The organism is Kordia sp., from assembly GCF_022447245.1.
GTDB lineage: Bacteria > Bacteroidota > Bacteroidia > Flavobacteriales > Flavobacteriaceae > Kordia.
Genome location: NZ_JAKVBC010000043.1, coordinates 1 through 25,748, shown reverse-complemented (window position 1 = coordinate 25,748; position 25,748 = coordinate 1). Strand labels below are relative to the sequence as shown.

20 protein-coding genes are annotated in these 25,748 nt (G+C 34.3%); 11 read left to right on the top strand and 9 right to left on the bottom strand.

What is annotated here, in order from left to right:
- Positions 1-484: 484 nt before the first annotated feature.
- Positions 485-844, bottom strand: a complete 360-nt coding sequence (locus tag MK119_RS21185; protein WP_290683131.1) for a diacylglycerol kinase family protein — start codon at positions 842-844, stop codon at positions 485-487.
- Positions 837-1,343 carry a thiol peroxidase gene (tpx, locus tag MK119_RS21180; RefSeq protein WP_290683129.1) on the bottom strand — a complete coding sequence of 169 codons (507 nt, stop codon included), beginning with the start codon at positions 1,341-1,343 and terminating at the stop codon, positions 837-839. The genes MK119_RS21185 and tpx overlap by 8 nt, the downstream gene beginning before the upstream one ends.
- A gap of 207 nt (positions 1,344-1,550) precedes the next feature.
- Here tpx and katG point away from each other — a divergent pair, with 207 nt between their 5' ends.
- Positions 1,551-3,725: a catalase/peroxidase HPI gene (gene katG / locus MK119_RS21175; RefSeq protein ID WP_290683127.1), complete on the top strand. Its 2,175-nt coding sequence runs from the start codon at positions 1,551-1,553 to the stop codon at positions 3,723-3,725.
- A 143-nt stretch (positions 3,726-3,868) separates the two neighbouring features.
- Here katG and MK119_RS21170 read toward each other — a convergent pair whose 3' ends face one another.
- From MK119_RS21170 to MK119_RS21160, 3 genes are read right to left on the bottom strand one after another with little or no spacing between them, the layout of a single operon-like run.
- The gene (locus MK119_RS21170; RefSeq protein WP_290683125.1) at positions 3,869-4,126 is read right to left on the bottom strand and encodes a hypothetical protein; all 258 of its coding nucleotides are present in this window, start codon (positions 4,124-4,126) and stop codon (positions 3,869-3,871) included.
- A 15-nt stretch (positions 4,127-4,141) separates the two neighbouring features.
- Positions 4,142-4,456 (bottom strand): thioredoxin family protein, encoded by a 315-nt coding sequence (locus tag MK119_RS21165; RefSeq protein ID WP_290683123.1) that lies wholly within the window; start codon positions 4,454-4,456, stop codon positions 4,142-4,144.
- Positions 4,457-4,467: 11 nt separating this feature from the next.
- Positions 4,468-5,109, bottom strand: coding sequence for a peroxiredoxin (locus MK119_RS21160; protein WP_290683121.1), 642 nt, complete (start codon positions 5,107-5,109; stop codon positions 4,468-4,470).
- Positions 5,110-5,430: 321 nt separating this feature from the next.
- Here MK119_RS21160 and MK119_RS21155 point away from each other — a divergent pair, with 321 nt between their 5' ends.
- Positions 5,431-7,413, top strand: a complete 1,983-nt coding sequence (locus MK119_RS21155; protein ID WP_290683119.1) for a sensor histidine kinase — start codon at positions 5,431-5,433, stop codon at positions 7,411-7,413.
- Positions 7,414-7,419: 6 nt separating this feature from the next.
- Positions 7,420-8,070 carry a response regulator transcription factor gene (locus tag MK119_RS21150; protein ID WP_290683117.1) on the top strand — a complete coding sequence of 217 codons (651 nt, stop codon included), beginning with the start codon at positions 7,420-7,422 and terminating at the stop codon, positions 8,068-8,070.
- A 51-nt stretch (positions 8,071-8,121) separates the two neighbouring features.
- On the opposite strand, the gene MK119_RS21145 is transcribed toward MK119_RS21150, so the two are convergent.
- On the bottom strand, positions 8,122-9,795 hold the full coding sequence (locus MK119_RS21145) for a Na+/H+ antiporter NhaC family protein (RefSeq protein WP_290683115.1): 1,674 nt from the start codon (positions 9,793-9,795) through the stop codon (positions 8,122-8,124).
- Between the two features lie 102 nt (positions 9,796-9,897).
- On the opposite strand from MK119_RS21145, the gene MK119_RS21140 reads away from it, so the two are divergent.
- Positions 9,898-10,932, top strand: a complete 1,035-nt coding sequence (locus MK119_RS21140; RefSeq protein ID WP_290683113.1) for a metal-dependent hydrolase — start codon at positions 9,898-9,900, stop codon at positions 10,930-10,932.
- A gap of 99 nt (positions 10,933-11,031) precedes the next feature.
- Positions 11,032-15,525, top strand: coding sequence for a tail fiber domain-containing protein (locus MK119_RS21135; RefSeq protein WP_290683111.1), 4,494 nt, complete (start codon positions 11,032-11,034; stop codon positions 15,523-15,525).
- A 168-nt stretch (positions 15,526-15,693) separates the two neighbouring features.
- On the opposite strand, the gene MK119_RS21130 is transcribed toward MK119_RS21135, so the two are convergent.
- On the bottom strand, positions 15,694-16,908 hold the full coding sequence (locus tag MK119_RS21130; RefSeq protein WP_290683109.1) for an aminotransferase class I/II-fold pyridoxal phosphate-dependent enzyme: 1,215 nt from the start codon (positions 16,906-16,908) through the stop codon (positions 15,694-15,696).
- Between the two features lie 154 nt (positions 16,909-17,062).
- On the opposite strand from MK119_RS21130, the gene MK119_RS21125 reads away from it, so the two are divergent.
- Genes MK119_RS21125 through MK119_RS21115 form a run of 3 tightly spaced genes read left to right on the top strand, consistent with a single transcriptional unit; the run spans position 17,063 to position 19,089 of the window.
- Entirely contained in the window at positions 17,063-17,524 is a 462-nt protein-coding gene (locus MK119_RS21125; protein WP_290683107.1) for an Lrp/AsnC family transcriptional regulator, read from the top strand.
- Between the two features lie 35 nt (positions 17,525-17,559).
- Positions 17,560-18,456, top strand: coding sequence for a sterol desaturase family protein (locus MK119_RS21120; RefSeq protein ID WP_290683105.1), 897 nt, complete (start codon positions 17,560-17,562; stop codon positions 18,454-18,456).
- A complete protein-coding gene (locus tag MK119_RS21115) occupies positions 18,457-19,089 on the top strand; it encodes a CPBP family intramembrane glutamic endopeptidase (protein ID WP_290683103.1) in 633 nt (210 codons plus the stop codon).
- A 1-nt stretch (position 19,090) separates the two neighbouring features.
- On the opposite strand, the gene MK119_RS21110 is transcribed toward MK119_RS21115, so the two are convergent.
- Positions 19,091-19,768, bottom strand: coding sequence for a response regulator transcription factor (locus MK119_RS21110; protein ID WP_290683101.1), 678 nt, complete (start codon positions 19,766-19,768; stop codon positions 19,091-19,093).
- A complete protein-coding gene (locus MK119_RS21105) occupies positions 19,765-20,814 on the bottom strand; it encodes a histidine kinase (RefSeq protein ID WP_290683099.1) in 1,050 nt (349 codons plus the stop codon). The genes MK119_RS21110 and MK119_RS21105 overlap by 4 nt, the downstream gene beginning before the upstream one ends.
- A 186-nt stretch (positions 20,815-21,000) precedes the next feature.
- Here MK119_RS21105 and MK119_RS21100 point away from each other — a divergent pair, with 186 nt between their 5' ends.
- From MK119_RS21100 to lpdA, 3 genes are all read left to right on the top strand, one after another.
- Positions 21,001-22,416, top strand: coding sequence for a serine hydrolase domain-containing protein (locus MK119_RS21100; RefSeq protein ID WP_290683097.1), 1,416 nt, complete (start codon positions 21,001-21,003; stop codon positions 22,414-22,416).
- 330 nt (positions 22,417-22,746) lie between these two features.
- On the top strand, positions 22,747-24,030 hold the full coding sequence (locus tag MK119_RS21095) for a S8 family serine peptidase (RefSeq protein WP_290683095.1): 1,284 nt from the start codon (positions 22,747-22,749) through the stop codon (positions 24,028-24,030).
- Positions 24,031-24,341: 311 nt separating this feature from the next.
- Positions 24,342-25,748, top strand: coding sequence for a dihydrolipoyl dehydrogenase (gene lpdA / locus MK119_RS21090; protein WP_290683093.1), 1,407 nt, complete (start codon positions 24,342-24,344; stop codon positions 25,746-25,748).

The window sequence follows — 25,748 nt, the reverse complement described above, 5'->3', positions numbered from 1 at the left end:
TGAATCATGACCATTATTTTTTTTTGAATAACTATCACGTTATGAGTGTCTAAAGAGGATTTATTTGATGAAAAAATAAGTTAAGATAACAATAGATTTTTTTAGGAAAGAAGAAGAATATTATGGATGTTTTATGTAACTAATTGTAAAAAAGAAAAAGCGGGATTGCTCCCGCTAAGGATTTGCTAGGTTTCACAAGGAATTAATACACTTGGTAATTCACAGTTAATAATACCGCAAGTTTCTTGTATTGGTCCTACACATCCAGAATCGTTATGACATCCTTTGTTGAGTGTTGGTAAAGCTCCACCTTTTAATAAGTTTTATAAATTATAAATAGATTTCTTATTTAGAGCGAGTGTTTTTAATGCTCTTTTTTTCATAATGATACATGTTTTTTGATTGAATGATAGTATCAAGGTAAAAAAAAGAAAACAGATGTAGTTTTTGGTAGTTTTTTAATATGGGAGAATTCGATTGTCTGCTAAATCATTTTGGGTAGGTAAATAAAACAACCAATGATAACTGCAGCAATGGCAAAGATAAATACTGCTCCAGCAGCTAAATCTTTAATAAGGCCTATTTTTTTGTGATGTTCTGGATGTATGAAATCAGCAATCTCTTCAATAGCAGTGTTGAGACCTTCTAGGCTCATAATTAATCCAATAGTTAAAATTTGTAGAATCCATTCGCTTCTGGAGATTTCAAAATAAAATCCAGCAATAGTAACTAAAACTCCGATAAAAAACTGTGCTTTTACACTAGCTTCAGTAGTAATGAGCAGATATGCGCCTTTAAACGCATATCCAACTCCTTTTATTCTTCCTTTAATGAATTTAATCATCTAATAAGGCTTCTAAAGCTGCTTTATAGTTAGGTTCATCTACAATTTCTGCAACTTGTTCAGTATGTTTTACAGTTCCGTTTTCATCAATCACAACAACTACACGAGAATGTAATGTCTCTAATGGACCGTCCACAAAATCTAAACCGTAATCTTTTCCAAAGCTTCCATTTTTATAATCAGAAAGGTTGATCACATTGTCTAAATCTTCAGCACCACAAAAACGCGCTTGTGCAAATGGTAAATCGTGAGAAATACACAAAACCTTTGTGTTTTCTAATTCACTTGCTTCTCTATTAAATTTACGCACAGAAGTTGCGCATGTTCCTGTGTCAATACTTAGGAAAATATTTAACACAACTTTTGATCCTTTATAGTCGGCTAAAGTTTTTGTAGATAAATCTGTTGCTGTTAATGCAAAATCAGGAGCTGCAGCTCCAACTTCTGGTAAATTTCCAGAAGTATGAAATTCGTTTCCTTGTAGGGTTACTGATGCCATGGTTATTTTGTTTTTTTAGTTTCTAAAAATAGCTAATTTCTAGTCCAAAAATGGTAAATAATCGTTAATTTTTTAATAACCATAGAATAGTAAAAATCTATCTTAAAATAAAAACAATCAATTTGTTTTATGAAAAGTATCCATTTTATTGAGTAATTTTAGAATACTTAAAAACACAGTATAAATTAATCAAACATCCAGAAAATTATGAATAACGAAGGTAAGTGTCCATTTGGACATGGAACTACAAAAAAAGTAGCTGGCGGTGGCACTACAAATAGAGATTGGTGGCCAAATGAGCTAAAGCTAAATATTTTACGTCAACATGCAGCAAAATCAGATCCTCTGGGAGAAAATTTTGACTATGCAGAAGCTTTTAATAGTTTAGACTATGCAGAATTGAAACAAGATGTAATTAATTTAATGACAGATTCTCAAGATTGGTGGCCAGCAGATTATGGACATTACGGAGGTTTAATGATTCGTATGGCATGGCACAGTGCAGGAACCTACAGAGTAGGAGACGGACGTGGAGGCGCTGGAACAGGAACACATCGTTTTGCACCATTGAATAGTTGGCCAGATAACGGAAATTTAGATAAGGCACGTTTATTACTATGGCCTGTGAAGCAAAAATATGGACGTAAGATTTCTTGGGCAGATTTAATGATTTTGGCAGGAAATTGCGCTTTAGAATCTATGGGCTTTAAAACATTTGGTTTTGCTGGAGGACGTGAAGATGTTTGGGAACCTGAGCAAGATATATACTGGGGAATGGAAAATGAATGGCTCGGAAATGAGCAACGTTACGAAACAGGTGAGTTAGAAGATCATTTAGGAGCAGTACACATGGGACTTATTTATGTGAATCCTGAAGGGCCAAACGGAGAACCTGATCCTTTAAAATCAGCACATGATATTAGAGTTACTTTCAAGAGAATGGCAATGAATGATGAAGAAACAGTTGCCTTAGTTGCTGGAGGACATACATTTGGTAAAGCGCACGGAGCAGCAAATCCAGATGAATATGTAGGAGCAGAACCACATGGTGCTCCAATAGAAGAAATGAGTACTGGATGGAAAAATACTTTTAAAACAGGGGTGCTAAATGACACTATTACTAGTGGAATTGAAGGTCCTTGGACACCAAATCCAATCCAATGGGATGCCGATTATTTTGATGTATTATTAAATTATGATTGGGAATTAACAAAGAGTCCAGCAGGAGCACACCAATGGACGCCCACTGCCGCATCAAATGCACGCACAGCTCCTACAGCTGGAGATGATAATGAGCGTCAAGCCTTGATGATGACTACTGCAGATATGGCATTAAAAAAGGATCCAGAGTTTTTAAAGATTTCACAACGTTTCCATGAAGATCATGCAGCATTTGAAGATGCTTTTGCACGTGCATGGTTCAAGTTAACACACCGTGACATGGGACCAAAAGATCGTTATTTAGGTCCAGAAGTTCCTGGAGAAGAATTAATTTGGCAAGATCCAATTCCAAAAGTAGATTACAACTTAAGTGACGGAGATATTGAAAGTCTAAAGAAAATGATTTTAGCTTCTGGTTTATCAGTTGCACAATTGGTAAGAACAGCTTGGTCTTCTGCCTCAACCTTTAGAGGTTCAGATATGCGTGGTGGTGCTAATGGTGCGCGTATCCGCTTAGAACCACAAAGAAGTTGGGAAGTGAATAATCCAGTAGAATTAGGAAAAGTATTAAGTGTACTTGAAGGAATTCAAAACGATTTTAGTGGAACTATTTCGATGGCAGATTTAATTGTATTGGCAGGAAATGCAGGAGTAGAAGAAGCTGCTAGAAATGCAGGAGTAGCTGTTTCTGTAGACTTTACACAAGGTAGAGGAGATGCTTCACAAGAACAAACAGATGTAGAATCATTCAATAACTTAAAACCTGTTTCTGATGGTTTCAGAAATTATCTAAAATCTGGGTTGAAAGTATCGGCAGAAGATGCTTTGGTAGATCGTGCTAACTTATTGACATTATCTATTCCAGAAATGACCATTTTAGTTGGTGGATTACGTGTGATGGGCGCTAATTACAACGGATCAAATCACGGTGTATTCACAGATAATGAAGGAAGTTTGACCAATGATTTCTTTAGAAATGTATTGGACTTTAAGTATACTTGGTCTGCAACTTCTGATGATGATCAAGTATTTGAAGGACGTGATAGAAGAACGGGACAAATTAAATTTATCGGTTCACGAGCAGATTTAATTTTTGGTTCAAATACAGAATTAAGAGCCATTGCAGAAGTATATGCATGTGATGATGCTAAAGATAAGTTTGTACAAGACTTTGCAGCTGCATGGTCGAAAGTAATGAACTTAGATAGATATGATGTATAATAAAATATAAATTCATTCATATACAAGGAGCTGTCTTTTTAGATAGCTCCTTTTTTTATGCTCATAATATAAATTGATACATAAAAAAAATCGTCTATAAATTTTAATTTACAGACGATTTCTTTTAGAATTATACAATTTTATTACTTATCAATAGAACCCATAACACGTTGCATAAAACTATTCAATGCTTCTTTTCTTGGTGTCCCAGCTTTTTCCATTTTATGTACTTCAATAGCGCCGTACATATTAGAAATAAGCTCACCAATAACATCTAATTCTTCATCTTTTAAAGATGGAACTTCCGTTAGTGCTTCTAAGGTATCAATAGTTTCCACTACATAATCTTCGTCATTTTCAGCAATAAACTGTGTTAAGTGCTTAATTACAGGTAATTTCATTGAAAATTGTTTTTGTTAATTAAGTGCAACTTCATCAACGAGTTCTTTTAACACGTCAAATTTGTTAGTTTGAACTTGATTTACAAACGCTCCATTCTTAAAAGTAGCGAATGTTGGTAAATTGTCTACCGTAGCCAATTGTCTTGATTCAGGGAATTTTTCCGCATCAGCAATAACAAAAGTCACATCTTCTAGTTCACGTGCCAGTTTCTTAACTTTTGGTTTCATAATACGGCAATTTCCGCACCAAGAAGCAGAATATTGTACTACAACAGTATCGTTGCTAGCAACCAATTCTTGTAAGTTATCTTGATTTAATTCTTGAACCATTTTTATACAATTTATACGTTTGCAGCTAAATATTCAGCAACACCTTTTCTGTCAGCGTTCATTGCATCTTTACCTTCTTCCCAGTTTGCAGGACAAACTTCTCCTTTTTCTTGAACGTGCGTGTAAGCGTCAATTAAACGGATGTACTCATTTACGTTTCTCCCAACTGGCATGTGGTTGATTCCTTCATGGAAAACTGTTCCTTCTTCGTCGATTAAATACGTAGCTCTGTAAGTTACGTTGTCACCTTCAACTTGTACAGTTCCAGTTTCTTCGTCATATAGTTCGTTTGTAATATCTAAAATACCTAAGATGCTAGATAAGTTACGGTTGCTATCAGCTAATAAAGGATATGTTACTCCTTCAATTCCACCGTTATCTTTTTCCGTGTTTAACCAAGCAAAGTGTACTTCTGGAGTATCACAAGAAGCTCCAACTAAAATTGTGTTTCTTTTTTCAAATTCACCTAAAGCAGCTTGAAATGCGTGTAATTCTGTTGGGCAAACAAATGTAAAATCTTTTGGATACCAGAATAACAATACTTTTTTCTTGTTATTTACTGCTTCATCTAAGATGTTTAATTTGAAAGTATCTCCCATTTCGTTCATTGCGTCAACGTCCAAGTTTGGGAATTTTTTTCCTACGAATGCCATATTATTATTTGTTTAAAATTTATGTTATTAACCGCTGCAAATATAGATAAGTAACAAAGAGATTTATTCAAAGAAAATTTGATTTTCCTATCCATCCATAAGAACTGTTTATAATAGGCTTTAAGATGTTGTTATACAATGCTTTGAGGATGTATGTATTTAGCAAAATCATTATTATTTTTATGTAAATAATTTCAAAAATAGGGCAGGTGCCTTATTCTTTAAATCATACAATCATTGGAAATTTGTGTAAGAATCATTTTTTTAGAATTGTAACTAAAAGCCTGTACCTTATTTTTTATAGCGAACCAACACCAACGTATGAATATATTCACCAAATATAGATGGCAGACAGTTATTTTATTACTGTTTTTTCAGAGTTCTTTTTTAGAAGTAATTGCACAAACTAATCAAGCTATTATAGATAGTATTGGTTCAGTTGCACAAGCAATGGAAAACGATTCTTTGCGTGTACAATATTTGCACAAAGTATTTTTTAAATATGCGTATTCAAAACCTGAAATTTCTCAAGAACTCTCTGAAATCGCAATCCAAAAAAGTGAAATACTCCAGAATAACTTTTTAAAAACACGTTCGTTTTTGCGAAAAGGTGTATACTATTATATTGTAGGAAAAAAAGATAACTCGTTACTTTGGTACGACAAAGCTTATGAAATTGCCAAAGCAGCTGACGACAAAGATGCAATGGCTTCTGTGTTTAATAACAAAGGCTTGATTTATTGGGGAAAAGAACAGTATAAAACCGCTATGGATTATTACCTGAGTTCGTATGAAATATTCAAAGATCTTGGCCAACAAAGAGGACAGGCAAACAGTTTGAATAATATAGGATTGTTATTGTCTAAATTGAAACGACATAAAGAATCAAACAGCTATCACAAACATAGTTTAGTCATCAGAAAAGCAATCAAAGATACCTACGGAATTGGCGCTTCATATACCAATATGGTGATGAATTTTTCTGCTTTGAAACAACTAGATTCATGTGTGTATTATGCACAAAAGTCAATTGTTTCAAAACAGAAAATCAACGATATCAGAGGTTTGGCAACAAGTTATAATAGCTTAGGAAAAACTTATCAGCAGTTGCAGCAAAACGATTCTGCGGTTTACTATTTGAAAAAAGCAGATGAAATTTACCAACGATTCAATTCTCGAAAGCATCGCGCTAAAAACATCCAATTATTGGGAATTTCCTATTACAATCAAGGGAATTACAAAGCTGCTATTGATGCTTATACGATTGCTTTGGAAAACTTGAGCGATTCACAAATGATGATAAAAAGTAAAGCGCTTCGCAGAATGGCAAATGCATACCGAGAATTGGGCGATTTTGAAAATGCATCGCATTACTATCAAGAAACAATCAAACTTCAAGATACCATTCAAAAAGAAAAAGAAACCATTGCTACGAATGAAATTTTTGAAAAATATCAATCTGCAGAAAAAGAAAAAGAAATACTCTTGCAGCGTGCAGAAATAGCGGAGAAAAATGCGAGCATATCTAAAAAGAATACCACTATTTATGGAATGATTGCAGGCGTTTTGGTATTCTTGGCGTTAGGGTATTTGTTGTACAATCAACAAAAAATAAAAAACAGACAATTACAGAAGGAGAACGAATTAAAAGATGCTTTAATCAAAGTAGAAACGCAAAATAAATTGCATGAACAACGTTTAAAAATCTCACGCGATTTACATGATAATATCGGTTCGCAACTAACGTTTATTATCTCTTCGATAGACAATTTGAAATACGGACTCAAAGATGCAAATCCTGATTTTCTAGATCGTTTGTCAAATATTAATTTCTTTATTCGACATACAATTAATCAATTGCGGGATACGATTTGGGCAATGAATATGGACGAAATTCACTTCGAAGATTTAGAGCAACGTATGATGAACCATATCGGACAAGCCAAAGTATTAACAGGTGCTGAAATTGAATTTAGCAATGAAGTTTCTGAAAACTCAACCTTTTCTTCGCTAGTTGGAATTAATATCTTTAGAATCATGCAAGAAGCAATCAACAATGCTATAAAACATGCAGATTCAAAAACAATTTCCATTCATTTTCAGGAAAAAAAGGAGCAATATGTATTGGCCATTATAGATGATGGAAAAGGTTTTGATATACATGAAAATGATGATGCAAATGGATTGGAAAACATGCAGTTACGCGCACAAGAAATCTACGGGAAGCTGCAAATTAGTTCTCAGGAAAATAAAGGTACAACAGTACAATTGAGTATTGATAAAATGGTTGCAGATAAAATTTGATTTGGTATGAGTTATAAAATTGTGATAGCGGAAGACAATACTTTCTTGGCGAATGCTTTGGTAGAAAAATTATCATTCTTTAAAGAGGATTTACAATATATGTTTCGCGCTAGAGATGGGAAAGAATTGTTGGAGAAACTTGAAAAGAAGGAGGAAATCGATTTGATTTTGATGGATATAAAAATGCCTAATATGAACGGTATTGAAGCAACACAACTCATAAAAAAGCGTTTTCCAAGCATTAAAATTGTCATGATTACAGTATTTGACGACGATGAAAATATTTTACAATCCATTCAATCTGGTGCAAATGGTTATTTGTTGAAAGAAGCTACTGCCGATGAACTTCATAAAGGAATTTTGGATGTAATGAAAGGCGGAGCCACCATGACGCCAAGTATTGCCATGAAAACCCTGAAGATATTACAAACTGCAGAAGTACCACAATATGAAGAAAATGAAAACATTAAACTCAGTAAGCGTGAAAAAGAAGTCTTAGAACAATTGAGTAAAGGTTTGGGGTATCAAATAATCGCAGAAAAGTTATTTGTATCACCTTCTACCATTCGAAAACATATTGAAAATATATATAAAAAACTACAAGTCCACAACAAAATAGAAGCAGTAGAGAAAGCACGAAAGCATCGATTGTTATAAATAAAAAGCCTCTGAGTATAATCAGAGGCTTTTTTTATATGTTATAAACAATTACGCTGTTTTTCCTTGTAACTGTCTAATTTTAATTTTAAACGCAGCAAATAAAAGTGTGGTAAACGGACTCAACCAGTTAAAGATAGCATACATAAAATATTCGCCAACACCAACACCTAATACACCAGATTGATAGGCTCCGCAAGTATTCCACGGAATTAGTACCGAAGTTACCGTTCCTGAATCTTCTAAGGTTCTACTTAAATTTTCTGGAGCTAAACCACGATCTTCATACGCCTTTTTAAACATCTTTCCAGGTATCACTAAAGCTAAGTATTGATCTGAAGCGATAACGTTTAACCCTAAACAGCTAGCTACTGTACTAGCAAACAAACCAAACATGCTTGTCGCCAGTTTTAACAATGATTGTGTAATTCTTGCCAATGCTCCAATGGCATCCATCACACCACCAAAAACCATGGCACAAATAATCAAATAAATGGTCCATAACATTCCATTCATTCCTCCAGAACCAAAGAGCTTTTTAAGTCTTTTTATGGTAATTAATTTTTCTAAATTGCCTGCTTTTGAAGCTAACACTTCTTTAGATAATGAATGTCCTGCAAAAACAGCTGCTAAATCTTCTTTTGTATAAATCTTTTTAACCTCATCATCGTTAAAAATATTTTTTAAATCTTTAGTAGCATTAATAGTTGCTAGTTCTGCTTCACTAAACGTGGCAACATATTCTTCGTTAGGAATTTCAATATTAGTATCGGTTAAAACTGCATTCGTAATGACTTCTGTTTTCGAAGTAGAAATTTTATTTAAAACATCTGGTTGAAATATCAATGCAAAAAGAGCTGCTAAAACAACACCTGTTCCTAACGCGATTAAAGGCTTAACTTTTAAAAGAATTAATGCGATTACTGCCAATGGAACAATAAATAACCAAGGCGTAATATTAAAATTATTATTGATGGTGTCCAGTATAAATGTAGTGTCTGCTTCTCCGTTGGTGTTAATGGTGGCACTTAAAATGGCAAAAACAATCAATGTGATTACAATTGTTGGAACAGTAGTAAATGTCATATAACGGATATGCGTAAACAAATCCGTTCCAGCCATTGCAGGCGCTAGGTTTGTAGTATCACTCAAAGGAGACATTTTATCACCAAAATATGCTCCCGAAATTACCGCTCCAGCAATCATACCTGCAGGAATTCCTAGAGTGCTTCCAATTCCTATCAAGGCAATACCAACCGTAGCAGAAGTTGTCCAACTACTTCCTGTAGCAATTGAAATAATAGCAGCAATTATAACAGAAGCTGGCAAAAATATCTCAGGACTCAACACTTGCAATCCATAATACACCATGGCGGGAATTATTCCACTAATAAGCCATGTCCCTGCAAGTGCTCCTACCAAAAATAAAATCATTATTGGGACAAATACACTGCGTAGATTTTCCCAAATTTCTTTCAGCATTAATCCAATAGAAACTTTGTTTAAAAAACCTCCAATCATGGCAACTCCACCACCAATCAATAAAATAATCTGGTTTGTGTAACCACCAAACCATTCTTGATCTTCTACGAAAAAGATGTTGTATGCCAATAGTCCCATCAAAATAACAACGGGAACCAATGCTTCCCAGATGTTTAATTCTTTGTTATTAATGATTGTTTGATCGTTTGCCTGAGTTTTAGAAATGTTGTTTTCTTCTTGCATAATTATAAGGTTAGTTTCCTAGCGTAATGTTACGATTTTGTACACAAGTATGCAAATCATTTTGGTTGCGTACCTTTGCAAACTTAGAAATAGTATGAATTTATGGATTCGTTAACGCAAGTTGTACTTGGAGCTGCCTGTGGAGAAGCTGCCATGGGAAAGAAAATAGGAAATAAAGCATTGTTATTTGGTGCTCTAGGAGGAACCATTCCTGATTTGGATGTTTTTATTGGAAATTGGTTGTACGGCAATAAAATTGATGCCTTTTTATTTCACAGAGGATTTATGCATTCCATACTTTTTTCAATTTTAGCCGCTTTTTTGTTGGGTTGGTTGGTACATAAGATGTATGATCGAGGGAAACGAAACGGAACTACAACACGAAAAGAATGGACATGGTTGTTTTTCTTGTCCATTTTTACACATCCACTTTTAGATTGCTTTACAGGATACGGAACACAATTATTTTTGCCTTTTATGGATTATCGTGTAGCTTTTAGTAATATTTCAGTAGCAGATCCAGCGTATACATTGCCTTTTTTGATCTGTTTGATAGTACTTATGTTTTTTAAAAGAAGAAATCCGAAACGTAAATTTTGGTTAAAGTTAGGTCTTGGAATTAGTTCGGTATATATGCTATTTACAATTGTAAATAAATTCTACATCAATTCGGTATTTGAAAAATCGATGGCGGAACAAGGTATAGAATATAAAAGATACAATACAGAAGCCAGTATTTTAAACAATATTTTATGGTACGGAATTGCTGAAACAGAAACCGATTATCATGTAGCTTATTATTCTTTATTTGATACAAAAGATGTATTTACTGATTGGAAAACGATTCCCAAGAATCACGATTTAATTTCGAAATCAAATTCAGACTTGGCAAGCTTAGCTTGGTTTAGTAATTATTATTACAATTTAGAGAAACAAGAAGATGGAACATATACGTATAGTGATTTGCGTTACCCATCGATTGATACTGGAAACGGAAATTCAGCAGTATTCTCGTTTACAATTTATGAAGATGGTAATCGGCTTAACATGAACACTATGCGAAGACCAAGATTTGATAATGATACAACTATATGGGATGTTTTAAAAATTTTTTGGGAACGTGTTAAAGGAAAGTGATACTAACTATACAGTAATATGACTGAATTATACAAAATTTTGTATCTAGCTGATTGGGTTATTATATTTTAGTTAAATATTTAACTAAAATAATTTACAATGAAAACATCAAAATTTAGTTTAATATTCATGTTCTTTTTCTGCTACACTTTATGTGCGCAAGTTGGTATAGGGAACACAGATCCTAAGGCACAATTAGATATATCTGCGAGTAACAGTGCCGCTCCTTCTACAATCGATGGGATTCTTATACCAAGAATCGATGAGTTTCCTAGTACAAATCCGGGTGTAGATCAAGATGGAATGATGGTCTTTGTGACTGGGAATGGTTCTGAACCAAGGGGATTTTATTTTTGGAATAATAATAGTACTTCTTGGACCATCGTCTTGGGAGCCTCTGTTTCACCAAATACTTTGGATAGTGCCTATGATCAAGGCGGAGGCGGTAATGGTAAAAATATAACCGCAGATAGTGGCGCCGTCAGAATTGATGGAACTGACGGTTTTGTGGTCACAGGAACTTTTGGTGATGGAATTGCGATTGATAGTGAAATTACAGGAGAAGGAACACGGATGTTTTTCAATCCAAATAAAGCTGCTTTTCGTGCGGGTTATGCAGAAGGAACACGTTGGGATGATGCGAATGTAGGTATTTATTCATTTGCGGGAGGAAGACGAAATCAAGCATCAGGAGAAGCGACTACTGTTTTTGGACGTGACAATGAGGCAAGTGGAAATTACTCTTTTGCAATGGGACTCAATTCAGGAACTATAGCACCCTACTCATGGTCATCAGGATTGAATTCTAATAGTTTTTCAGGAGCCGATTATTCTTTTGCTTTTGGAAATAGCGCCGAAACACGTGCAGCCTATTCTATGGCTTTTGGAAGAACAGTTGACACCTACGGTGATTATTCTCTTGGATTTGGGGATCATGTCATTACACGTTCCTATGGAGAGGTCGTGTTAGGAGCTTATAACACAGACTATGTACCAAATTCTGCAACAGCAGTTGATGGCGCTGATCGTTTGTTTGTTTTGGGGAATGGAACTGCTTCTGCTAGAAGTAATGCACTAACAGTCTTTAAAAATGGAACTATTAATATCAATGATGCCTATAGTTTTCCAAATAGTGATGGTATCGCAAATCAAGTTTTACGAACTGATGGAAGTGGAACAGTGACTTGGGAAACTTTATCTTCTTCAAATGATTGGTCTGTTACGGGTAATTCAGGAACCAATCCAACAACAAATTTTATTGGAACTACCGATGCAAACGATTTGGCTATCAGAACCAACAATACTGAAAAAGTACGAATAACCACAAAAGGACAAATAGAAATTTCAAATACAGGGAGTTCAGTATTTATAGGAACCAATGCTGGGGAAAATGATGATTTATCATCTAATTTCAATACTTACATTGGGAGTTTTGCAGGGCGAACTGGCATTTCAAATTTTGGAAATACAGCGACAGGATACCGATCTTTATTTGCCAATACAGCCTCTTTTAATACAGCCATCGGTTATTTGTCATTAGAAGATAATACAACAGGACAATTAAATGTTGCTGTGGGAGTACAAGCACTTTTAAATAATACCCTTGGGCAATCTAATACAGCTATTGGTTCATCTGCTTTACAGTCTAATACCGCGGGAAATTTTAATACTGTGATCGGATCTTTTTCTTTACTTTCTTTAGGAACTGGGAATGCAAATGTTTCGATAGGAAGACGAAGTGCATTTAATGTAACAGGCGGTGATAATAATGTATTCATTGGAAATAATGCAGGTCACGGAGGGACACTGCATTCAAAATCGGGAAGTGTCTTTATTGGTACAGATGCTGGGTATTATGAACAAAATAGCAATCGCCTTTATATTGAAAATACAAATTCTAGTTCTCCCTTGATTTATGGAGAATTTGACACCAACTTATTACGGATATACGGTACACTAGATATTAACAATCAATATCAATTTCCGACTACTGATGGTATCGCCAATCAAGTGTTGCAAACCGATGGAAGTGTAACTTTGACTTGGGAAACTCTTTCTTCTTCAAATGATTGGTCCGTTACTGGTAATTCCGGAACTAATCCAGCAATTAATTTTGTAGGAACTTCCGATGCAAATGATTTGGCTATAAGAACTAACAATACTGAAAAAGTACGAATAACTACAAAAGGACAAATAGAAGTTTCAAACACAGGTAATTCGGTATTTATCGGAACTAACGCGGGAGAAAATGATGACTTAACATCCAATTTTAATATCTACATTGGAGATAATGCTGGTCATAGTGGTGTGGCAAATACCGAAAATACATCCATAGGATACCGATCTTTATATGCCAATACAGGCTCTTTTAATACAGCCATCGGTTATTTGTCATTAGAAGATAATACTACGGGACAATTTAATGCCGCTTTAGGAGGGCAGACACTTGTAAATAATACCACTGGAATCTCTAATACAGCTATAGGTGTTGGAGCTTTACAATTAAATACCACAGGGAATTTTAATACAGCATTGGGAAGAGCTGCGGCTTCCGTAAATACCACAGGAGTTGAAAATACAGCTATTGGTTTATCAGCTTTACAATATAACACTACGGGAAACTATAATACTGCTCTTGGATCAGCAGCTTTGATTAACTTGGTAACTGGTGACGCTAATATTTCCATAGGAAGGCGAAGTGCATATAATGTAATAGGCGGAGATAATAATGTCTTCATTGGATATAATGCAGGTCACGGAAGTATATTGCATTCAAAATCAGGAAATGTATTTATTGGTGCCGATGCTGGGTATTCTGAGCTAAATAGCAATCGCCTTTATATTGAAAATACAAGTTCTAGTTCTCCATTGATTTATGGAGAATTTGACACCAACTTATTACGGGTAAACGGTACATTTGACATCAACAATCAATATCAATTTCCAACCTTTGATGGTCCAGCAAATCATGTATTACAAACCAATGGAGCAGGAACATTGAGTTGGGTAAATAGTAATACTTTTGCAGATAATTTAGGTAATCATACGGCAACTACATCGCTAGATTTAAATAACAATCTAATCACAAATGTGGAATACTTAGCCACTACTGCAACCAGTACATATGATAAGCTACGTGTATTCGATTCAAACTTATACACCATTGGAATGCATGAAGCTATGACTTTCGGTTTTTTAAATGATTGGGCAACTACGTTTACCATGAATGAAGATGATGACAGAGGTTGGGTATTTAGAGATGCAAATGATCTTCAAAGTGATGGCGCGATGTCACTTACGACCGATGGTAGAATGACTGTGAAAAACTATATAGATGTTCCTAATGTTGCTGATGCTACTCCAGTGACCAATAGTGGAGCTTTACAAATAGGTGGTTCATTGCGAATAGATGGAGATGAAATTATTACGAATACCAACACAACTTTGGAGTTGCAAGCTGATAATAATGGGGATCTATTAGTAGACGGGTCCACTCTTTCTGTAGATGCGAGTTTAAATAGTGTGGGTATTGATATTGCTAATCCAACCCAAACCCTTGATGTCAATGGACGTGTTCGAATTCGAGGAGGTAATCCCGGTTCAGGCAGGGTGCTTACCTCAGATACTTTCGGAAATGCATCATGGCAAATACCTGTCACGAATGATAACGATTGGAATATTTCAGGAAATAATGTATTTAAAACTTCAGGAAATGTCACAATTGGAGCGAACATTACGCCATATCCACTTTATATTGACAATGATTCATATCAAAATTCCATATTTATAGATCATGACAATGCAGGATCTAGTGGAGGAGCTGGACTCTTTTTTGATCATAGATATACAGGTTCAGGAGTATCACCAATTTATGGAATCTATGGAAGAGTGGAAAAAGTTTCGGGCTCCACTAGTAATGGAGTTGTATATGGAACTTATAATGTTGGAGTGAATAGGTATAGTGGCGCCTTGACTTCTTCGGTTTATGGTGCTTACAATGTTGGATTAAAATATACAGGAACCAGTGGTGTAGCTTATGGTTCTTATAATATTGCACAAAATAATGCTGCTGCTACAGCATACGGGATATATGCAAGAGCCTCAGGTGCTTCTGTCAATTATGCAGGATTTTTTTCAGGAGACGTCTATGCCACGGGTGCGTACTTACCTTCTGCACGATTGCTTAAAAACAAGATACAGGATATTTCTTATTCTTCTTTAGATAAATTGAATCAATTAGACATCAAGACCTACAGGTATAATACCGATACCTATGCCTACATGCAGTTGCCTGAGGGCGAACAGGTAGGAGTCATTGCAGAAGAATTGGAAACTGTTTTTCCAGAATTGGTAAAAAAAGCCATACAACCCGAGGCTGAGGAAGATATGGTAAAAACGGGAGTTGAAAAACCACACAGCGAAGTATTGTTTAAAGCGGTAAATTATACAGGATTGGTTCCACATTTGATAAAGGCTACCCAAGAACAAACTGAGATCATTCAAAAACAATCACAAGAAATAGAGTTATTAAAACAACAACTCAAAGATCAACAAAAACGTATAGAGCATATTCTAGAAGTCCTAAAAAAATAGTTGTAATTCTCTTTCAATCGAGACAAAGATTTACAAAATTGACAAATGTGTGCAAACACGTTCATAAGCGTATGAATTATTTCTTTGCTTTCAATATGTCAGAAAATAAAAAAGGAAACTGCTTTCTAACAGTTTCCTTTAATGAAGGTAAGTTCAAAGGGAGTTTGCTTAGCTCAAAATAGGATTTAGTATGCCGAGCTCTTCCATACATTCACGCATGATGGTATACGTTCGTTGGATATCGTTATCCAATCCGACAGAAAAACGAATTAAGCCATCTGTTAAACCCATTGCTGCTTGTTCATCTTCTGGAATTTCCGAAGAAGTTGAAGTGCCTGGCGCACTAAATAGTGTCTTATAAAAACCTAAACTCACTGCTAGGTACCCTAAATTTTTTTGTTGCATTAATTCCATCAAATCATTGGCTTTGTCAATAGAACCAACATCAATGGTTAACATACCCCCGAAACCATAATCGACATTCATCATGTTTTTAAATACTTTATGGGATGGATGCGATGGTAATCCTGGATATACCGTTTTTAATCCATCTGCTTCAAACATTTTTGCCAAATACATAGCATTAGTACTATGTAACTTTATGCGAATATGTAGCGTTCGTAAATTTTTTAATACGGAAGCAGCACGCAAACTATCCATTGTTGAACCTAGCAACATACCAGCACCATCATTTACATTGCGCAATTGATCAATAAATGCTTGTGAAGCACACACAACACCACCAACAGTATCACTCGCGCCATTAATAAACTTAGTTAAACTATGAATCACGATATCAGCTCCTAACTTTGCAGGTGCAATCGACAGAGGAGAAAAGGTGTTGTCTACGACTAGCTGAAGGTTATATTTTTTTGCCAATTTTGAAAGTGCTGCAATATCTGCAACTTCCAATAGTGGATTACTCACAGCTTCACAATACAATACTTTTGTAGTTGGTGTAATAGCAGCTTCTACTAAGTCCAATTTAGTAATATCTACAAAAGAAGTTTCAATGTTGAATCGTGGTATAAAATTCTTTAAAAAAGCATAGGTTCCTCCGTAAATTGTTCTGCTAGACACAATATGATCGCCACTTTTACACAATTGTAATAATACAGGAGTAATAGCGCCCATTCCGGAAGCAGAAACGTTAGCAGTTTCTGTACCTTCCATAGCCGCCAGTGCTTCTCCTAAATACAAATTGCTTGGAGATGTATGTCGTGAATATAAATAGCAACCATCCGCATTGCCTTCAAACGTATCAAACATTGTTTTTGCTGACAAAAATGTGTAGGTAGATGAGTCAGAGATCGAAGGATTGACTCCTCCAAATTCCCCAAAATATTGTAAATCTTGAATGTTATTTGCGGGATTAAATTTCATAATTTTACTTTTTATTGACAATCAAAATTCAGATTTATTAGATTAAAAATCAATTAAAATTTAATATAAAAGAAAATAAAACTATATATTTATAATTTATATGAAAATATATCTTATTAGATTTATTAAAAGTTAGAATTATAGATTTTTTTACATGTTAAAACTCGATCAAACCGATAAAACATTATTAGCGCTATTGCAAAATGATAGTAAGCAAACAAACAAAGAACTTTCGAACAAACTGAACCTTTCCGTAACTGCCGTATACGAACGAATCAAGAAACTTGAAAAAGAAGGTATTATTAAAAAGTATGTGGCTTTGCTTGATAAAAAACCGATTGCAAAAAGTTTTATGGCGTATTGTCATGTACGTTTAACGCAGCATTCAAAAGAGTTTGTGATGAAATTTGAACGAGAAATCATCAAACTTGAAGAAGTATTAGAATGCTATCATGTGAGTGGCGATTATGACTATATTTTAAAAATTTTGGTCAAAGATATGGAAGCTTACAGATACTTTATGGTAACAAAATTAACGGCAATACCTAATATTGGGAACACACATAGTATATTTGTCATTGGAGAAGTAAAACACACAACCGCAATTTCCGTATAATACAGAATCTCCTTATTTTTATTTTTTAAGAGTACATGGAAAATTATTTATCGCAAGAATTTATATATATGTTGAGCGTTCCTATTCACGCTACTGCAATTATAGGGGAAATGCTATATTCATATTATGTAAAGCGAAAAATATATACTGTTGGCGATACCGCAACAAATTTTTATGTTGCGCTTTGTAATTTTGGATTAGACTTGTTGATGAAAGGAATTTCATTTGCCATCATGTTATTCTTTTATTACTATCGTGTATTTGATTTAGAATTTACGCTTTGGTATTGGATTGGTGTCTTTATTTTACAAGATTTTGCGTATTACATGCAACATTATGTAGATCATTACAGTCGTTTCTTTTGGGCAATGCATGTAACACATCACAATTCGGAATACTTTAATATTTCTACAGGATTTAGAGCTTCGGTTTTTCAACCTTTATACCGTTATTTATTCTTTTGTCCCTTAGCATTCTTAGGATTTCATCCTTTGCATATTATGGCTGCGTATGCTATTTTGCAAATCTATGGAACTTTGGTACATACTGAATCTGTTAAGAAGATGGGCTTTTTAGAATGGATTTTAGTCACGCCATCGCACCACAGAGTGCATCATGCATCAAATGGAAAATATTTAGACAAAAACATGGGGATGTTTTTAATTATTTGGGATCGTTTGTTTGGAACTTTCCAAAAAGAAGAAGATGATTATGAACCTATTAAATATGGTTTGACTTCAAAATTGGATGATAAAGGACCTGTCAATATTGTTTTTCATGAATGGAAATCGATTTGGAAAGATGTGAAACGACCAGATATCAATTGGAAACAACGACTCAAGTACATTTTTTATCCGCCAGGTTGGAGTCATGATGGTTCTCGAAAAACATCCAAACAAATTCAACAAGAAATCAAAGAAAAAGCAGCATAAATGCAGTTACAACGTACTTCATATAAACTTACAGAATTCTTCCTGCTATTTGTTGCATTGCCTGTAAGTTTGGTGTTGGAGTATTCACCGTATGTAAAAGCGGGACTAGTGCTTACAGGTTTTATATATATTATTTGGATATTGCTAAAAGTAGAAAAACAAGAATTTAAAATCAACAAGCTATTAAATTGGAAACTATTTTGGCAACGAACACTGGTTTTGTTAATCATTATTAGTATACTAACCACTGCATATGTCTATTTTACAGATGCTTCTAATCTGTTTATAGTAGTACGTACCAAACCTTTTATGTGGATTATAATTGTGTTAGTGTACAGCCTATTATCAGTATATCCACAAGAATTGATTTATCGTACATTTTTCTTTTTACGGTATGAATCCTTATTTAAAGATCCAAAAATGTTAACATTTATCAATGCTATAGTTTTCTGTCTTGCCCATTTGCTTTTTAAGAGCACGCTGGTATTAATCTTAACATTTTTAGGAGGGATCTTATTCGCTTGGACGTTTCAGCGAACACGTTCTACTTTGCTAGTTTCAATAGAACACGCCATTTATGGAAGTTGGTTGTTTACGGTAGGAATGGGCGCAATGTTAGGATTCCCAACCTAATTCAGTGTAGTTTTTCTTTTAAAATGGTTTTATAGCTTTTGCTTACAGGAATCTTTATTGTATTAATTTCAACATGATTTTGATCAAAAAGCTCAATACTTTCCAAACGTACAATATAGGATTTGTGTACTTGAATAAAATTTTCGGGTAGCTTCTTCAGTGCTTCTGCGATGCTTTCTCTTGCTAAAATTTTCTTTGAAGTGGTTTGATAGGTCATATAATTCCCTTCTTTTTTTAAAAATAGAATCGTGTTTGGCGCTATTTGAAATGTTTGATAACCACTTTTAATGATAATTTTCTTTGCACTCGATGTTTCTTTCGTAATTGCATGTGGTTTCAACTTGTCAATTGCTTTTACAAAACGTTGAAAAGTAATGGGTTTTAATAAATAATCACTAGCATTTAACTCATAGCTTTCTACAGCATATTCTGCATACGCGGTTGTAAAAATAATATGTGTCTTGGTTGGAATAATTTTAGCAGCTTGTATTCCTGATAAATTTGGCATGTTAATATCTAAAAATACAACATCAGGTTGTTGTTTATCTATATATTGTAAGGCTTCAATAGGATTCCGAAAAGACTTCATGCATTGAATGGTTGGAATTCGCTCACAGTAATTCTCAAGTAAATCAATGGCTTTTGGCTCATCATCAATAATAATCGCTTTTAAAATCACAGGTATAGTTTTAAAATAACATCATACATATTTTGTGTTTCTGTTATAGCTAATGAATGTTTATTTGGGTACAAAATAGCCAATCTTCTTTTTACATTTTGCAATCCAACACCTGAATCTTCTTTAGAAAAATCATCCTTTTTAATTGTCGAAACTATAGAATTCCGACATTCAAAAACCAATTCTCCATCTTTTATCGCTATAGAAATATGAACATACGAAGGTTCATAAATGGAAACTCCGTGTTTGAAGGCGTTTTCAACAAAAGGAATAAAAACAGCAGGCGTAATTGTTTTGTCTAGGATTGTAGAATCTACTGTATATTTTATATCTATTGGATCGTTGCTATCGAAACGGAGTTTATTAAGTTCAATATAATTTTCTATTAAATGTACCTCTTTTTCCACAGGAATACGATCGTCTCCAGTAGAATATAACAAAAAACGAAGCATGTCAGACAACTGTGGATTGCTACTGGAAACTTCTGTCTGTTGGTGTTTCTCTGCGATAGATAGCATATTGTTTAATGCATTAAACAAAAAATGCGGGTTTATCTGCGACTTTAAAAGTTTCAGTTCAGCTGCCAGTTGATCTTCTTTCAATTGTTGTTTTAGATCTTCTTCTTTTTGCCAACGCAAAATCATCAAATGCACAAAAGAAGTTCCTGCAAAAAAAATGTAAAGCCACACATTAATTAAAAATGTTTCAAGCACATAAAATTCAAAGCCATAAATAAAACCTGACTTAAGATAATCTAACAGAAAACCTGTAAGAACAGCTATTACTAGAAAAAACAAATACTTTCCAAAAGCTTTCTGATCTATAAATTTTGATAGAAAATAGACATTTACATAGTACAGAATCTTTTTGATAAGTAAGCCGATACTCGTACCATAAATAGCCAAAGAATCATAGTGAATTTCTACAGTTTCAACACCGTCAATAATTTCAACTTCACGATTCACAGGACTAAAAATCATAAAAATAACACAGGAGCAAATAGCCCAAAAAACTACATTTAGTCCTATAGAAATGATTTTTTTCATATTCAAAAATAAGTTTAAAAAAGTAGATAGCTCTCTCTAAAACACAATATGTGATGAATGTATCGTGAAATGGTAGGAAATGCATATTACAAGCTGTATATACCATTAATAAGTATTGTGGTACCTTTTTATTGTAAACGCTGATTGATCCAAATACATTCGTAGAGAATTTAAAAAACGAACATTATGAAAAAACTACTAGTAATTGTATGTTTGATTTGGATGCATGTACGTTGTTTGGGACAGCATGTAACTCCAAATGAGGCACAAAAGAAAATAGAAAAGTACCTAGAAACGTTAGAGGAAAACGGGTTTTCAGGAAGTGTCTTGGTGGCATATAAAGGACAAAAAATTATTTCAGAAGGATATGGTTTGTCGGATAGAGAACGTAATATCCAAAATACCAAAGGTACTGTTTTCGATACAGGTTCCATTACGAAACAATTTACAGCGGCAGGAATTTTAAAATTAGAAATGCAAGGAAAATTGAGCGTTGATGATAAAATTTCAAAGTATTTTAAAAATGTGCCGAAAGATAAACAATCCATTACAATCCATCATTTATTGACGCATGCTGCAGGTTTACCAGCTGCTATTGATGACGACTATCAGTATATTACAGCAGCAGATTTTTTAGCACAAACCTTCAAACAAAAATTAGCGTTTGACGTCGGAACATCTTACAAATATTCGAATGTTGGATATACACTATTAGCAATGATTATTGAAATAGTCTCTTGCGAAACATATGAAGAATATTTATATAGCAACCTGTGGAAACCTGCAAAAATGTATCAAACTGGTTATGAACGTCCAAATTATAATCAAAAAGATGTAGCGATTGGTTATAGAACGACCAAAACCTTTGGAAGGCCAAATAAAAAATGGGATGTTCATGGACCTTCTTGGCATTTAAAAGGAAATGGCGGTGTTTTGTCAACAGTAGAAGACATGTATGCATGGCATAAAGCTTTGGAAAGAACAACTATATTGAATGAAGCAGCCAAACAAAAAATGTATACAAAACATATAGAAGAAGGTGAAGATGCTGGTTCATATTATGGATATGGTTGGGTAATTTTTTCAACACCTAGAAATACAGAATTGATAGCGCACAATGGAGGAAACGGTGTGTTCTTTGCAGACTTTTGGAGATACCTTACGGAAGATATTGTCATATTTTCTATGAACAATGCCATTTCTGGAGATTACGATCGTATCAATATGGAAATAGCAGGAATTCTACTAAGAAAAGATTATGAACCGAATACTGAACTTGGAAATGCTCGGAAAGTAAACCTTGATAAAGCTGAAGTTGAACAGTTAGCCACAAAGTTTTTAAAGGTCATTCAGGAAAAAAATCAAAAAGGGTGGAAGCAGTTTATCGAAACACAAACCATGGAACATTTTCAAGAAATTATTTCTATGGAAAAACATCTAGAAATATTTGGAATTATTCATAAAAAAGTAAAAGATAAGAAGCTAACAGAAGTGCGATTAGAAGGAGATGAACTCATGTTAATTTTAATGGATAAAGAATTAATCTTAAGTATTGAATCACAAAAAGAAACACTAAAAATAGCTGGAATATTTATAGAATAATCTAAAAGAGTTAGCATTAAACTCATCAAAGTGAAGCATTTTAAGAGTAATTTGATTCTAAAAACTTAAGAACAATACGTGTCAAATAAGTTGACATACGATAAATTAATGATATTTTATTCAGTATGTAGTATTTCTAACAAAAAATGCAACTAAGTTGCATTTATGCAACTCCCCCCTTATTTTAACTACTTTTTTTAACAATCTCATTAAGGTATCAATATTTTTTTTGTTAAAAAAATAATAAAACCATAAAAAGAGTAAGTAGAACTTTTCTTAAACATTAAAAAGTTATAGATAATATTGCTGATAACCAATAAATTAAATAACATGAAAAACAATTTCAAATTACTCTATGTATTACTGTTAGTATTTATTACATCTTGTTCAACGGATAACGATGAAACAACCGATGACTTGATAAAAGGAAAAACTGATTTGCTTGATAAAAAGCTTGACCAAGCAGAAGTTATACCAGGTGAATACATTATAGTATACAAAAAAGATGCAACAACCAGTAAGATGAGTTATACCGCTACGAGAAGAGGGTTAACTCCTGAATTAAAAAAAGTTCAAGATTACTACAAAGAAAGATCAATTGCTACATTAAAGTTAATCGGTAGAGGGGAAAAAAACCTAGGATTTGTCTACACGGGCGCAATTCAAGGTTTTCATGCTAAAAATCTATCTGTTGACGATGTAGAGGTATTATTAAGGGACGAAACTATCGATTTTATTGAGCCAAATCGTAGAGTTGTGAGTAACTTTCCTAAGCCAAAAAATCCTCAAGGAGTAAAATTACCAACGCAAAGCGAAGTAATTAATAAAGCAGATAGCTTTTTACCAAGTGGAGACTTTTTGCCATGGGGTGTAGATTATACAGGTAGAGGTAACAATACAGGTACGAACAGATATGCATTTGTAATTGACACAGGAATCGATCAACATCCAGATTTAACGATTGATACAGGATTATCTGCAAGTTTCTATCCAGGAGAAAACTGGGTTGATAGAAACGGTCATGGAACTCATGTTGCAGGAACAATAGGAGCAAAAGCTAATGGTTTTGGTGTGATTGGAGTAGCGTATGGTTCTACATTAGTAGCAATTAAGGTTCTAGGCGGAACACAAGGAAGTGGTTCTGATGCTGGAATTATTGCTGGTGTTGATTACACGTATAACAATTCAATAGCAGGAGACGTATTTAATTACTCTGTTGGTTACCGTACAAGAAGAACAAATGCAGCAATAGATAATGCATTTACAACATTAGATAATAAAATCTATGGTGCTTTAGCAGCAGGAAACAGTAATGATAATACATTATATTATTCTCCACAACGTTTACAAACTAGCCGTACTTGGATGGTTGGTAACCTTAGACGTAATATCACTCCAAATGGTTCTTCTAACTTTGGTGCTTCAGTAGATAGATGGGCTCCTGGTACAGATGTTTGGTCAACTTGGTTAAACGGACAGTACAACAGAATCTCAGGAACTTCTATGGCATCTCCACATGTAGCAGGAATCCTTGCAGTTCGCGGAAATAACTCAGTTGGAACAAACGGAAACACCAGCAAAGGTGGCTATACAGCTCCTAATGCAAGAAGATAAGTTTTTATAACTTTTTTCTTCGTTCACACCTTATTTCGTTGCAGTCTTAAAAATGGATTAAATCTCAGGTAAGTAAGTTATCTACCTGAGATTTTTTATTTATGATACTTTTTCGAATAATTATAATTTTTAACTGTATTTCATAGGGCAAAAACACTTCCAACTGAAGAAGTAAATATCATAGTAAAGCGAGTCTAAATATCCAAGAACAACACGCATCTAACAATCTAACAACAAAGCCTTGCTGAACACTAAAATAGTTGTACTTTTGTATTCTTGAAAAACAAAATAGTTCAAAAAACACAAGAAATATGAATTCATACGATGTAGCTGTAATAGGCTCTGGTCCTGGTGGATATGTTGCTGCAATACGTTGCGCGCAACTAGGGATGAAAACTGCAATTATTGAAAAATATAGCACTTTAGGAGGAACTTGCTTAAATGTAGGTTGTATTCCGTCAAAGGCATTGCTAGATTCTTCACACCATTATGAAGAGGCTATCAAGCATTTTGATACGCACGGAATCGAAATTTCAGGAGATGTAAAAGTAAATCTTGAAAAAATGATTGCTCGTAAACAAGCTGTAGTTGATCAAACAACAGGAGGAATTGATTTCTTGATGAAAAAGAATAAAATTGATGTATACGAAGGTTTAGGTAGTTTCAAAGATGCTACACACGTAAACATCGCCAAAAATGATGGTACTACTGAAGAAATAGAAGCAAAAAATATCATCATTGCTACTGGAAGTAAACCATCTAACTTACCATTTATCACTTTAGATAAAGAAAGAGTTATTACATCTACAGAAGCATTGAAATTGAAAGAGATTCCAAAGCATCTTTTAGTTATTGGTGGCGGTGTTATCGGTTTAGAATTAGGACAAGTATACAAGCGTCTTGGTGCAGAAGTTACGGTAATTGAATATGCAGATAGAATCATTGGAGGAATGGATGCTGGACTTTCTAAGGAATTAACGAAAGTATTAAAGAAGCAAAAATTCAAAATCAATACTTCACATGGAGTAAAATCTGTAGAACGTGTTGGTGATGAGGTTGTGGTTAAAGCAGATAATAAAAAAGGAGAAGAAGTAGAATTCAGAGGAGATTACTGTTTGGTATCTGTTGGACGACGTCCTTATACGGATGGATTGAATGCAGAAGCCGCTGGTGTAAAATTAGACGATCGTGGTAGAGTAGAAGTAAACGCTCATTTACAAACAAACGTTTCAAACATTTATGCAATTGGAGATGTGGTTAAAGGAGCAATGTTAGCACACAAAGCTTCAGAAGAAGGATCAATGGTTGCAGAAATTATTGCAGGACAAAAACCACATATCGATTACAATTTAATTCCAGGAGTTGTTTACACATGGCCAGAAGTTGCCGCGGTTGGAAAAACAGAGCAAGAATTGAAAGATGCTGGTGTCAAGTATAAAGCAGGTCAATTTCCAATGCGCGCTTTAGGTAGAAGTAGAGCAAGTATGGATTTGGATGGTTTTATCAAAATCTTAGCAGATGAAGCAACAGATGAAATCTTAGGTGTACATATGATTGGTGCCAGAGCAGCCGATTTAATTGCAGAAGCTGTCGTAGCTATGGAATACAGAGCATCAGCAGAAGATATTGCGCGTATGTCACATGCACATCCAACATTTGCAGAAGCGATCAAAGAAGCAGCGTTAGCTGCCACTGAAGATAGAGCATTGCACGTGTAA

Excerpts from the sequence above, each read along its gene's own strand:
- MK119_RS21100 (WP_290683097.1), top strand. The coding sequence starts at position 21,001 with ATGAAAAAACTACTAGTAATTGTATGTTTGATTTGGATGCATGTACGT.
- MK119_RS21160 (WP_290683121.1), bottom strand. The coding sequence starts at position 5,109 with ATGGCATTCGTAGGAAAAAAATTCCCAAACTTGGACGTTGACGCAATG.
- MK119_RS21115 (WP_290683103.1), top strand. The coding sequence starts at position 18,457 with ATGCAGTTACAACGTACTTCATATAAACTTACAGAATTCTTCCTGCTA.
- MK119_RS21105 (WP_290683099.1), bottom strand. The coding sequence starts at position 20,814 with ATGAAAAAAATCATTTCTATAGGACTAAATGTAGTTTTTTGGGCTATT.
- MK119_RS21145 (WP_290683115.1), bottom strand. The coding sequence starts at position 9,795 with ATGCAAGAAGAAAACAACATTTCTAAAACTCAGGCAAACGATCAAACA.
- tpx (WP_290683129.1), bottom strand. The coding sequence starts at position 1,343 with ATGGCATCAGTAACCCTACAAGGAAACGAATTTCATACTTCTGGAAAT.
- MK119_RS21185 (WP_290683131.1), bottom strand. The coding sequence starts at position 844 with ATGATTAAATTCATTAAAGGAAGAATAAAAGGAGTTGGATATGCGTTT.
- MK119_RS21120 (WP_290683105.1), top strand. The coding sequence starts at position 17,560 with ATGGAAAATTATTTATCGCAAGAATTTATATATATGTTGAGCGTTCCT.
- MK119_RS21095 (WP_290683095.1), top strand. The coding sequence starts at position 22,747 with ATGAAAAACAATTTCAAATTACTCTATGTATTACTGTTAGTATTTATT.
- katG (WP_290683127.1), top strand. The coding sequence starts at position 1,551 with ATGAATAACGAAGGTAAGTGTCCATTTGGACATGGAACTACAAAAAAA.
- lpdA (WP_290683093.1), top strand. The coding sequence starts at position 24,342 with ATGAATTCATACGATGTAGCTGTAATAGGCTCTGGTCCTGGTGGATAT.
- MK119_RS21135 (WP_290683111.1), top strand. The coding sequence starts at position 11,032 with ATGAAAACATCAAAATTTAGTTTAATATTCATGTTCTTTTTCTGCTAC.
- MK119_RS21140 (WP_290683113.1), top strand. The coding sequence starts at position 9,898 with ATGGATTCGTTAACGCAAGTTGTACTTGGAGCTGCCTGTGGAGAAGCT.
- MK119_RS21150 (WP_290683117.1), top strand. The coding sequence starts at position 7,420 with ATGAGTTATAAAATTGTGATAGCGGAAGACAATACTTTCTTGGCGAAT.
- MK119_RS21125 (WP_290683107.1), top strand. The coding sequence starts at position 17,063 with ATGTTAAAACTCGATCAAACCGATAAAACATTATTAGCGCTATTGCAA.
- MK119_RS21130 (WP_290683109.1), bottom strand. The coding sequence starts at position 16,908 with ATGAAATTTAATCCCGCAAATAACATTCAAGATTTACAATATTTTGGG.
- MK119_RS21155 (WP_290683119.1), top strand. The coding sequence starts at position 5,431 with ATGAATATATTCACCAAATATAGATGGCAGACAGTTATTTTATTACTG.
- MK119_RS21170 (WP_290683125.1), bottom strand. The coding sequence starts at position 4,126 with ATGAAATTACCTGTAATTAAGCACTTAACACAGTTTATTGCTGAAAAT.
- MK119_RS21165 (WP_290683123.1), bottom strand. The coding sequence starts at position 4,456 with ATGGTTCAAGAATTAAATCAAGATAACTTACAAGAATTGGTTGCTAGC.